Here is a 12,630-nt window from a genome sequence, read left to right on the forward strand (position 1 = left end):
TAATGACTAAAACAATACTTATAACTGGTAGCAGTAGAGGGTTAGGTGCATCAATAGCAAAAACTTTAGCTAAGAAAGGACATAATGTAATTATCAATTATTTTCAAAATAAAGCATTAGCAGAAAAAGTTGTGGCCGAAATTGGTCACGATCAAGCAATTGCGATATGTGCTGATGTCACAGATAGAACACAAGTTGATCAATTAATCACGGAAGCTACTAATTATTTTGGAAAAATAGATGCCGTTGTGAATAATGCGCTTATAGGTTTTAAATTTGATCCTTCTAGTCAAAAATCATTTAAAGACTTAAGCTGGTCAGATTACCAACAACAAATTGACGGTACGCTCAAAGGTGCTTTTAATGTAACCCAAAGTGTTATCGATCAATTTATTAAGCACAAATCAGGTAACATTATATCTATCGGAACGAATTTATACCAAAATCCTGTCGTACCCTATCATGAATATACTACCGCTAAATCAAGTTTAATCGGTTTTACAAGAAATATTGCTGCTGAACTTGGTCAGTATGGCATCAAAGCTAATGTCGTTTCTGGTGGTTTATTAAAAACCACAGACGCCAGTGCTGCCACTTCAGATGAAGTATTTGATTTAATTGAACAGACTACACCATTACATAAAGTAACAACACCACAAGATGTAGCAAATATGGTGGCATTTCTAGTTAGCGATCAAGCTAATGGTATCACTGGTCAAAATATTACCGTAGATGGCGGTTTAACAATGAACTAAAATATGGAGGGCATCAATTATGACGCACGATCAACATCTCAATATAGGTGTATTAATTTACGGTTGTGGCCATCACCAAGCTGCATGGCGTATGCAAGATTCTAGTATTGATCGAATTGGCGATATCAATTATTATCAATCGTTAGCTCGACTATCAGAACGAGGCTTGCTAGATGCTATATTTTTTGCTGATAATCAATCTTTTCCTGCAAAAACGGATAATGATATGCCAGCTTTTTGGTTTGATCCATTAATGAATTTAGCAGCAATAGCACAAGTAACACAAAATATAGGTCTTGTTGCGACTATCTCAAGTACATTTTCGAATCCTTTTACTGCTGCAAGACAATTATTGAGTCTTGATCATATGAGTCAAGGACGTGCAGGTTGGAATTTAGTAACCTCTATGACAGATTTAGAAGCTGCAAATCATAGCATGTCTCGTTTACCTGCACATCAAGAACGTTATAAAAAAGCAGATGAATTTGCCTGTGTTATGAATCAACTATTAACATCTTGGAGCTTAGAAGATTTTGTACATGACAAGGCACAAGATATTCTAATCAATGCAAACCATATCCATGCGATCAATCATGTAGGAGAACACTTCAAAGTACAAGGGCCTTTAACAACACCAAGCAGCCTACAAGGTAAACCTGTTGCTATGCAAGCAGGCGCATCAGATCCTGGCATTGCATTAGCTACTAAATACGCAGATGCCGTTTATGCAGTAGCTTGGAACATACAGCAGGCTACTGCATTTAAAAAAAGATTAAATCATCAACTAAAATTAGCAGGTAAATCAGAAGACAGTTTAAAAGTCTTTCCGGGGTTAGTCACATATGTCGCCCCAACATACGAAGAAGCTTATGCTAAAAAGCAAAAACTAGATGCAAACTTAGCAATTGAAACAGCATTAAATCAATTAGAATTTTTCATCCATCAAGATTGTCATAATTGGGATTTGGATGAACCAGTGCCACCTTTACCACCATTAGAAGCTTTTAAAGGTCCTAAAGGTCGTTATCAAACTGTATTAGAAATTATAAAAGACAAAAATCCAACTTTAAGACAATTGTTAGGATATCTTAGTGCAGGTGGTGGACATTTAACGCTTATCGGAACCCCGGAACAAATTGTTGATGAAATGGAACATTGGTTTAATGAGGGGGTAGCCGACGGATTTAATTTAATGCCGCCAACTTTTCCTAATAGCTTAGAAGATTTTGTAGATTACATCATTCCAGAATTACAAAAAAGAAATCTTTTTAGAACAGAATATGAAGGTACGACATTTAGGGAAAATATGAATTTACCTAAGTCAAATTAAATAACACGTCATTCACAAATGAAAATTCATAATTTTATATTTCCTACGATTTTGCATCGTGCTGACGCCCGGGGAAATGATATGGACGAGAGACTACAGTCTAGAGCCATATCCCCAGGCAAGCATACACGATCAAAATCGCAAGTTAGTCTCATATAAAAAGAACCAATCCATCATGTGTATTCATATTTAGTTATATCTTTTGGTTAATTAAAAACATGACTTTTTATTAGTTGTATGAGTTAAATAATACGAAGCTTTTTTCTATTGTATTAAAACACATCACTTATAGAGATTTTGCATCGTGCTGACGCCCAGGGAATTGATATGGACGAGAGACAATAGGCTCGAGCCATATCCCTAGGCAAGCATGCACGATCAAAATCGCAAGTTATCCATATAAAAAGGACTAATTCTTTATTACTTATGATTTCAATTCATGTTATTAACTTTATAAAATAAGAACATCATTAATTTATTAGGATTACTGAATTGTTTTAAATGAGCCTTTGCTTTTATATCTTGAGAAATATTTCAAACGATTTTGCATCGTGCTGACGCCCGGGGAAATGATATGGACGAGAGACAATAGGCTCGAGCCATATCCCTAGGCAAGCATGCACGATCAAAATCGCAAGTTATCCATATAAAAAGGACTAATCCATTTCTTTCATGAACTGCACCCTGTCAAGTAGACAGTGAAAAAAACAAAATGTTTATGGCTACCTTATATTTACGATATAAGGGTAGCCATTTTTAATGTTATTCTTTCTTGATTAAAAAATTCTATATATGAATTAATTGCTTTTATTGCTGTAGCCTTGTCTTTAAAAATCACTTTTTTTCTTCCTCTAAACAATTCACTTTTAATAGTTCCCCATACACCTTCCATAGGTCCATTATCTATGCAACATCCTGGTCGTGACATACTTTGTTTTATACCAAGTTGCTCTAACGTAACTTTAAATAATCTGCTTGTATATTGATATCCTCTGTCGCTATGTAAGAGTATACCTTCGGTATTCGGCACAAGTTTGACTGCTTTTTTGAGCGTATCTAATACAAATTTATTGTTATTTGAGGTACTTAATTTATGACTGATAATCTGTTTGCTGCCTAAGTCATAAATAGCACTTAAGTAAAGTTTTTTACCATTGCTTAGTTTGAATTCTGTAACGTCAGTTAACCATTTTTTATTTGGGATTTGTTCTTCAAATTTTCTATTTAATATATTATGTGCTGTAATTTCAGGTGTTGTTTTAATATATCGTTTTCTTTTAGGGCGGATAGTAGATTTTAGATTCAGTTGATTCATCAATCTATAGACACGTTTATGATTTACTTTTTGATGTAGTTTAAGTCTTAAATATATGTATATACGACGATATCCATATATGCCTTTGTATTTATTGTAGATATCAACGATATCTTTGATCAATTTTTGGTTTTCAATTTCTTTATTTGATGGTTTGCGATGTAACCATTTATAGTAACTTGAACGTGATATCTTTAATACTGAACATAACCAAGCTATCGGATAAAGGTTTTTAAATGCTTTTACCGTTTGGTATGATGCTTTTTGTCTGATGCCTGTTTCATCAACTTCCTTTCTATTTCTTCTTCCTTTTTTAAAACGTCATTTTCCATTTGAAGAAATTTATTTTTCTCTTTAAGTATCTTAATTTCAGCTTTTAATGCCTCTTCAGGTGTTAATACAGACTGGGGTTTCCCTTTTCCACGTCCATCTTTAAGCCCATCATATCCATGCAAGTTGTACTTTTTTACCCAGTTATATACTTGGCTATAATTGATGTTAAAATGATTTGCTGTTGTCTTATACGATTGGCCATGATTCATATAATAATCAACGATTTCTACACGATCTTCAAATGTTAATGATTTATATTTCAATTGATACACCTCGGGTTTTGGAGAATATGTTTTTAATATTTTACCCGACAAATACTTTGAAATCCATTTGTTTACAGTTGAAGTAGTGGGGATATTATATTTAACTACTAAATCAGTTAAAGATAGGCCATCATTTATATATTCGTGCACAACTTTAAGCTTAAATTCATTTGAGTAGGTATTATTTCTCTGAATTGGTAAAAGCACCTTTATTCCATGCTTCTTAAATTTATAATAGTTAATCAATAATGTTCTAGGAGAACAATTTAAATTTAATTTTTGAATTACATTTTTCATACTATATCCTTCTTCATATAAGCTGAAAGCTTTTTGATAAGTTTCAGGTGATAATTTTCTATGAGTCATAAAAAAGCTCCCTTCAAAGTTTACATTTTTAAGTGTCTACTTTGAAGGGAGCATATCATCATATGGATTAGTCCTTTATTTTGTGAATGAGACTTGTATCCCGTTCACTTCTTTAAAAAATTATTTTATAGACAATTGTTAAAATGGTAAATTCATACCATTTAACATATTCTCCATTTGTTTACGTTTACCTTTTTTGCCTTTGCCGCCACCAGAAAATTGTTTCATCATTTTCTTCATTTCATTAAATTGCTTCATCAATCTGTTAACTTCTTGAACAGTACGTCCTGAACCCTTAGCAATACGTTTTTTACGTGATACATTTAGTGTTTCAGGGTTATTACGTTCATTAGGTGTCATAGATTGAATAATGGCTTTAATATGGTCGATTTGTTTTTCATCCATATTAAGATTATTCATCCCTTTCATTTTGTTCATTCCAGGGATCATTTTCATAATGTCATCTAATGGACCAAGGTTTTTAACTTGATCTAATTGTTCTAAGAAATCTTCCAAAGTAAATGATGACGTACGCATTTTCTTTTCTAAATCTTTAGCTTTATCTTCATCTACATCTTGTTGTGCTTTTTCTATTAAACTTAACACATCACCCATACCTAATATTCGAGAAGCCATACGTTCTGGATGGAATGGTTCTAAGCCATCTAATTTTTCACTCATACCAACAAATTTAATTGGCTTTTGTGTCACTGCTCTAATTGATAAAGCAGCACCACCACGTGTATCACCATCTAGTTTAGTCAAGGTAACACCTGAAACTTCTAATTGCTCATCAAACGATTGTGCTACATTTACTGCATCTTGACCAGTCATGGCATCAACAACAAGCATAATCTCATCTGGTTTAGTGATTTCTTTTACATCACTTAATTCTTCCATTAATGCTTCATCAACGTGCAAACGACCTGCCGTATCAATAATGACAAAATCTAAATGTTCTTCTTTTGCATGTTTAATTGCATTTTCTACGATTTGCTGCGGCTTAACTTGGTCCCCTTCACTGTATACAGGAATATCAATTTGCTTGCCTACAGTTTGTAATTGATCAATCGCGGCTGGTCTATAAATATCAGCTGCAACTAATAATGGTTTTTTGTTATATTTTTTACGCATAAGTAATGCTAACTTACCTGCAGTCGTAGTTTTACCTGCACCTTGTAAACCAACCATCATTACAACTGTTGGCGGTTTGTTGGCCATTTGGATGGTTGAATTTTCGCCACCCATGAGTTGTGTAAGTTCTTCTTGTACTATCTTAATGACTTGTTGTCCAGGTGTTAAAGACTTCATTACATCTGAACCTAAAGCTCGTTCTGATACGGTTTTGACAAAATCCTTTACGACTTTAAAGTTAACGTCTGCTTCAAGTAATGCGAGTCGGACCTCTCGCATCATTAATTTAATATCTGCTTCAGTAACTTTCCCTTTGCCACGGATTTTTTGCATCGTCCCTTGGAGACGATCGGATAACCCTTCAAATGCCATATCAATACCCTCCTTTATACTCTCAATTATTCTAAATCTTCAAGTGCTTGAAGATACTGTTTAATTTTTTCTGGCTCCTCAATATGCTTTTTTATTGCTTCATATATATTTTGTCGTTTTTCAAAATTTTGATAAAGACCTAGTTTCTCTTCATAATCTTCTACTAAATCACCAGTTCTTCTTATGTTATCATACACTGCTTGGCGGCTCACATCAAACGTATCTGCAATCTCACTTAAAGAATAATCTTGTAGATAAAATAGTTCTAGATAGTTTCGTTGTTTTTCCGTTAATAATGATTGATAAAAATCAAATAAATAATTCATACGTATTGTCTTAATTAAATCATTTTGGCTCATCTTTATTGCCTTCATTCCGTACATCCATGTTATCTGTATGATCATCAGATGCCTCTGTTTCATCAACATTTTGTTCAATCATATCAGCAAATAGTCCATATACATAACTTTCTGGATTAAATGGTTGTAAATCATCTAATTTTTCACCTAAGCCAACATATTTAACTGGTATTTTTAGTTCATTACGTATTGCTAAAACGATACCACCTTTTGCAGTACCATCCAGTTTAGTTAATACAATACCAGTCACATTCGTAACATCTTTGAATGATTTAGCTTGGGACAATGCATTTTGTCCAGTAGTAGCATCTAAACAAAGCAGTACTTCATGAGGTGCTTCAGGCACTGCTCTACCTATCACACGTTTTACTTTTTCTAATTCATTCATCAAATTAGATTTGTTTTGTAAGCGACCTGCAGTATCACAAATTAAAATATCAACACCCTTACTTTTAGCTGCATTAATGGCATCATACATAACAGCAGCTGGGTCTGAACCTTCTTTTTGGCTCATTACTTCTACACCAACACGTTCTCCCCATACTTTGAGTTGTTCAATAGCGCCGGCTCTAAAAGTATCACCAGCTGCTAGCATCACTTTCTTACCTTCAGCTTGATAACGATGCGCTAATTTACCGATTGTTGTCGTTTTGCCAACACCGTTCACACCCACCATTAAAATGACATTTAATCCTTCATTTTCAATGTTCATTATTTCTGAATGTTCGTCGTCTTGATGATAGATATCTACAATTTTTTCTACGATAACTTCACGTAAATCTTCAGTTTCTGAAATATTACGTCGCTGTGCTTCGTTACGTAATTCTTCTACGAGTTCCATCACTGTGTTAAAGCCAACATCTGCAGTTATTAACATTTCTTCCAGCGCTTCAAAGAAATCTTCATCAACTTTACGATAACGTGCAATTAAGTTGTTTAACTGTTCTTGGAAATTTTCGCGAGATTTTTCTAATCCTGCTCTAAATTTTGCACCTAATTGCTGTGCTTCAATTTCTTCAAAGTCTTCAATTGAAATTAATCCATCATCATCAAAATCAGCTTCTTTTAATTTTTTTGGCTGTTTTACTTTTTCTTGAGGTTCTTCAGATGTTTGAGATTGTTCTACATCTAATTCAGATTGTTGCTCTTGCTCTAATTCTTCTGTCTTTTGATTTTCTGTAGACGTTGTGAATTTATCTTTTAGTCGTTTGAAAAAGCTCATACTTGTTCCTCCTTAATGACTTCATCAATCGTATTTAAATTGACACTTACTAATTTTGATACACCTGATTCTTGCATCGTTACACCGTATAAGCGGTCTGAAAATTCCATCGTACCTTTACGATGTGTTATGACAATAAACTGAGTTTGACTTGATAAAGCTTTTAAATATTGCGCATAACGTATAACATTGGCTTCATCTAAGGCGGCTTCTACTTCATCTAAGATCACAAATGGTGCTGATCTCACTTTTAAAATAGCGAATAACAAAGCAATTGCACTTAAAGCACGCTCTCCACCACTTAATAATGATAGATTTTGTAGTTTTTTACCTGGTGGTTGGACGATAATATCTACTCCTGCTGATAAATAATCATCATCTGTCAAGCGCAGCTCTGCTTGTCCTCCACCAAATAATGACTTAAACACTTCAGAAAAATGACCTTGTACGGAATGAAAAGTCTCTTTAAATCGTTCTTTAACTTCTTTATCCATTTCTTCAATTAATTGTTCTAACGTCGCTTTTGCTGCTCTTAAATCTGCACGTTGCTCATTCAAGAAAGTATATCGTTCATTGATTTCTTCAAATTGTTCAATCGCATTTAAGTTTACAGGTCCTAATTCTTCTATAGACATCTTGGTTAATTTTACTTTTTTACGCAAACTCTCAATATCTTCTTCTAATGTATATAATTCACTCGCTCGTTCAAAGGTAAGATGATACTGCTCACTTAAATGATCTATCGCATGGTTAATGAGTACATCTAAACGAGACTGTTCTGCTTTAATATCTTGGTAACGATTTTCAATTGATAAAATATCTTGATTTGCTTCTTCCAACTTACGTTCTGTTGTCTCAATTGTATCATTCAATGTTTGACGTTGTGATTTAATAGTAGCTAAATCTTCAGTTAATTTTACTTTATTATTTTTACTTTGTTCAATATTATTTTGAATTGTTTCGAAAGCTTTTTCGCCAGTTATTTCATCTGAATTAAATAATTCAATTTGTTCACTCAATTTTTGCTTTTGCTCTTTTAATTGTTTAAATTGATGATTTAATCTTGATTCAGTTTGCTTTTGAGTATTTAGTCTTTCTTTAATTACTGCTAAATCAGATTGTTTTTGATGTAATTTTTGTTGTATTAACGTTGTACTCTCTTTACCTTCTTTTGATAATTTTGTATAGATATTAATATCTTCTTCTAATGTTTGCAATTGCGCTTGAATTGTTGCTAATTGTTCCTTTTTGTCGTTTAAGGTTTGTTTACTAGTTTCGCTTTGATAACCATCATTTTTCTCAAATTCAAATTCTTCATGCTCATTTTTTAAATGTGTTTCTTGCTTTCGTAACCTATCCAATTCTAAGTCAAATTCATGTACGTTTTGTTTTATCATATTATAGTTTTGACTCGTATCAAAATAAGTATTACTTAACGCATCGGCTTCTTCTTTAATTGCTTGGAACTGTTTTTCAAATGTAACAGTTTGTTGCTGATAATCTTCTAATTGTGCGCGCATTGTTGAGAGCTCATCTTTTTGAGATAAAATACTTTTAGTTTTACGATTACCACCACCAGTCATGGAACCACCTGGGTTTACAATATCTCCTTCTAACGTTACGATACGTGTTCTATAACGAATTTTTCTAGCTAATTCGTTAGCATTTTTCAAATTGTCTACAATTATTGTATTACCTAATAAATTTTGAATCACATGTTTATAATCATTTTCAACTTGTATCGCATTTGAAGCAACATTTACAAAGCCAGTTGAGCTATCTGCTATATTCAAAATATCGTTTGCAACATTACGAGGTTGAATGACATTTAATGGTAAAAATGTAGCTCTTCCAAGACCATTTTGTTTTAAATATTGTATTGCTTGACGACCATCTTTTTCAGAATCCACAATGATATGTTGCAGTGAAGCACCTAATGCCGTTTCAATCGCTTTCGTTAAATTCGAAGGCACTTGGATGACTTCTGCGACTGCACCACGGATACCAGAAAGTTTATTATCCTTCATTTTCAGTATATGTTTAACACCATTGAAAAAATAACTATATTCCTCTTGCTGTGTCGCTAAACTGTCAATACGTGATTTTAATTTTTCATTAAATCTGTATGCTTGGTGTAATTTCTCTTCGTATTCATTTTGTTGATTTTTAAGTTGTGTTAATTTTTTCTCATAAGATGCTAAATCACTTTCCGCTTTTTTCAATTCTTTTTTCGCGTTGGTACTTTGTTTCTCAGTTTCAGTAATTTGATTTTGAATATTTTTCAAATCTTTATAAGCATCTAACAAGCGTGAATCTAATCGTGATTGTTTCGTTTCATTTTCTTGAATCGTGTGCTCTAAAAAGCGAATATCATTATTGACATCTGACTGTTCTGACATAAGTTGATAGTATTTATCTTTTATTGATTCTAACTTTTCATCATGTTGTTCATCGGATACATATAATTGAGATTCATATTGTTGTATCTCTTCATTTAAATCTGTTTGTTTAGATTTTAAATGTTTTATTTGGTCTTTCACTTCTGATTGCTCTTGTTTTATATTTGTGATTTGTGTCGCTAGGTTTTCCTGTTCTTCTTCAAATCGTGCATTAGTTTGTGATTGGTTTTTTTTACGTTCCTCTAACACATTCAACTGTCCAGCAAATTTTTCAACTTCTTCAGTTGCTTTAACAAGTTTAAAATTTAAAGATTCGATTGTTTCGTCTAGTTGTTGACGTTCAGATTTATATTGATTCAATGATTGTGTATGTTGTACCTTTTCTGCATCTTTTGAAGCTTGTTGGCTTTTTAAGCGATTGAGATTTTCGTCTAGTTCATAAATATTTTGATTATATTGCTCAATATCATAAACAGTGACTAGCACATCACTTTTTTCCATCTCACTAGATAAATGTTTATATTCTTTTGCTATTGCAGCTTCTTCTCGTAGTGGTTCGACACGACCTTCTAAATCAAATAAAATATCTTCTACACGTGTCAGGTTGTCTTCTGTTTGATCTAATTTTTGCACAGAAGTTGCCTTTCTTTTTTTATATTTTAATACACCGGCAGATTCTTCTAATATTTGTCTTCTATCAATTGGCTTTGCATTAAGAATTTCATCAACACGACCTTGAGATATTATACTGAATGCTTCTTTTCCTAATCCTGAATCTAAAAATAATTCTATAATATCTTTAAGTCGTGACCGGTCATTATTTAAATAATATTCACTTTCCCCACTTCTATATAAGCGGCGAGTGACTACGAGTTCTTCTGTATCAACATTTAATTTACCTGTACTGTTATCTAATTTTAATTTTACTTCAGCAAAATTTTGAGCTTTTCTATGCTCTGCACCAGAAAAAATAATATCTTCCATTTTAGCGCCACGCAATGATTTCGCGGATTGTTCGCCCAATACCCACTTTATTGCATCTGTAATATTACTCTTACCACTACCATTAGGTCCAACTATTGCCGTGACACCTTCATCAAACTGTACATTTGTATGTTCAGCAAATGATTTAAATCCAAAGGCATCAATAGATTTCAAATATACCATGCTATTCTCCTTTAAAGTGTTTCTCAGATGCGAGATAAAAACTACGCAATACAGATACGTTCATGCTCTCGCTTCTATATGATTAGTGCATCAATAAATTTGGCACAGCGACTTGCAATTATTACATTTTCACCAAATAATATCTATAATTAAAGACATGTAATAAATGCATTATAGACTAATCTATTAGAAATACTTTTACATCAGTGCTTAACTCATGCTACTTTAATTACAATTTTGTACAATATTCGATATATCGCGTGTGAGCTATATCTCACTAAACAATTGTACTGGTATTAAGTTTCTTTATTTTTCAAAAGTTTATATGCACTTTCTGCTGCTTGTTGTTCCGATTCTTTTTTCGTTTTGCCTTTGCCAATCGCAACTGGCTTATTTTCTAAGATGACTTCCGACGTAAATAAACGATGATGTGCAGGACCTTCTTCATTTATTAAACGATAAGTAACGTCACCTTTGTTTTGTTGATGCACATATTCTTGAAACTGTGTTTTAAAATCAACGACGCCATCCAGTTTATCGCCTTCAACAAATGGAAAAATCACATTTTCAGCAAACTTCCAAACAGCGGCTAGTCCTTGGTCTAAATATAATGCACCTACAAAAGCTTCAAATGCATCTGATACGAGTGAAGGTCTTGTTCTACCACCTGTTTTTTCTTCTCCTTTACCTAATAAGATAAGGTCGTGTAATGCAATTTTATTCGCGAATATTACAAGTGAAGGCTCACAAACAATTGTCGCACGCATTTTCGTTAAATTACCTTCAGGTAACTCTGGATATTTATCAAACAAATAGCGTGAAACCGTCAATTCTAATACCGCATCTCCTAAAAACTCTAAACGTTCATTATGATCTAATCTGTCCATATTAAAGTCATTAATGAAGCTCGAATGCGAAAATGCTTGTTGGTATAAATTTACCTGATTAAAATTCAAATTTAATTCTTGCATTTTTTTTGAAAACTTTTCTTGGAATGCATTAACCATTTCTTTCTTTTTATGATTCGTCAATACTTTTCCACCTCAATCTAAAGTAATTTTGTATATACTTATGCCTTTATATTTTACGTGAATTTATTATAAAACAAAAGGGAAAACTGCTAATAATACGTTCATTTTATCATATATCGTACACTTAACATTTTTAACGAACACTAATAATATTATGGCTAAAAATAAACCTTTTTAATAGAAAAAATCTGAGCCGTAAAATCCACGACTCAGATATTGGTTTATTATTTTTCCATACTATTGATAAAGTTAACTGCGTCACCAACTGTGTTGATTTTTTCAGCTTCTTCATCTGGAATTTCAGTACCAAATTCGTCTTCTAATTCCATAACTAATTCAGCAATATCAAGTGAGTCAGCGCCTAAATCATCTTTGAAAGATGCATCTTGAGTTACTTTTTCAGCGTCAACACCTAAACGGTCAACGATGATATCTTTTACTTTGTCGAAGTTTTCCACGTCGATTCACCTCCTTTTAAAAGTCTATAATAGACTTTTATATTTTCCCATTTTATCCATTGAAATACAAGTAGTATTTCGATGAATTACATACTTAAAGCATGACATACATATATAAGACACATC

At 32.8% G+C, this 12,630-nt stretch carries 9 protein-coding genes; 2 read left to right on the forward strand and 7 right to left on the reverse strand.

From position 1 onward, the window contains the following. The first annotated feature begins 2 nt into the window (after positions 1 to 2). A complete protein-coding gene (locus tag NST87_RS08015) occupies positions 3 to 755 on the forward strand; it encodes a 3-oxoacyl-ACP reductase (protein WP_019468469.1) in 753 nt (250 codons plus the stop codon). A 19-nt stretch (positions 756 to 774) separates the two neighbouring features. Continuing rightward, the gene (locus NST87_RS08020; RefSeq protein ID WP_019468470.1) at positions 775 to 2,085 is read left to right on the forward strand and encodes an LLM class flavin-dependent oxidoreductase; all 1,311 of its coding nucleotides are present in this window, start codon (positions 775 to 777) and stop codon (positions 2,083 to 2,085) included. Positions 2,086 to 2,818: 733 nt separating this feature from the next. Here the strand turns inward: NST87_RS08020 and NST87_RS13820 are convergent. The 7 genes from NST87_RS13820 to NST87_RS08060 all read right to left on the reverse strand — a co-directional run bounded on the left by NST87_RS13820 (position 2,819) and on the right by NST87_RS08060 (position 12,504). Then, a protein-coding gene (locus NST87_RS13820; RefSeq protein WP_437129139.1) for an IS3 family transposase occupies positions 2,819 to 4,362 on the reverse strand; the annotation gives its coding sequence in 2 pieces (ribosomal slippage) (positions 2,819 to 3,685 and positions 3,688 to 4,362; 1,542 coding nt in all). A 138-nt stretch (positions 4,363 to 4,500) separates the two neighbouring features. Beyond that, a complete protein-coding gene (ffh, locus tag NST87_RS08035) occupies positions 4,501 to 5,868 on the reverse strand; it encodes a signal recognition particle protein (RefSeq protein WP_019467934.1) in 1,368 nt (455 codons plus the stop codon). 26 nt (positions 5,869 to 5,894) lie between these two features. Beyond that, positions 5,895 to 6,227 (reverse strand): putative DNA-binding protein, encoded by a 333-nt coding sequence (locus tag NST87_RS08040; RefSeq protein ID WP_040030561.1) that lies wholly within the window; start codon positions 6,225 to 6,227, stop codon positions 5,895 to 5,897. Beyond that, positions 6,214 to 7,449 (reverse strand): signal recognition particle-docking protein FtsY, encoded by a 1,236-nt coding sequence (gene ftsY / locus NST87_RS08045; RefSeq protein ID WP_019467936.1) that lies wholly within the window; start codon positions 7,447 to 7,449, stop codon positions 6,214 to 6,216. Before ftsY ends, NST87_RS08040 begins: the two co-directional genes overlap by 14 nt. Continuing rightward, positions 7,446 to 11,015, reverse strand: coding sequence for a chromosome segregation protein SMC (gene smc, locus NST87_RS08050; RefSeq protein WP_340721552.1), 3,570 nt, complete (start codon positions 11,013 to 11,015; stop codon positions 7,446 to 7,448). Before smc ends, ftsY begins: the two co-directional genes overlap by 4 nt. Positions 11,016 to 11,311: 296 nt before the next feature. Further along, positions 11,312 to 12,022, reverse strand: coding sequence for a ribonuclease III (rnc, locus tag NST87_RS08055; RefSeq protein ID WP_390326192.1), 711 nt, complete (start codon positions 12,020 to 12,022; stop codon positions 11,312 to 11,314). Positions 12,023 to 12,270: 248 nt separating this feature from the next. Further along, on the reverse strand, positions 12,271 to 12,504 hold the full coding sequence (locus NST87_RS08060; RefSeq protein WP_019467939.1) for an acyl carrier protein: 234 nt from the start codon (positions 12,502 to 12,504) through the stop codon (positions 12,271 to 12,273). Positions 12,505 to 12,630 lie beyond the last annotated feature (126 nt).

This window comes from Staphylococcus sp. FSL W8-0271 (genome assembly GCF_038006605.1).
GTDB lineage: Bacteria > Bacillota > Bacilli > Staphylococcales > Staphylococcaceae > Staphylococcus > Staphylococcus cohnii.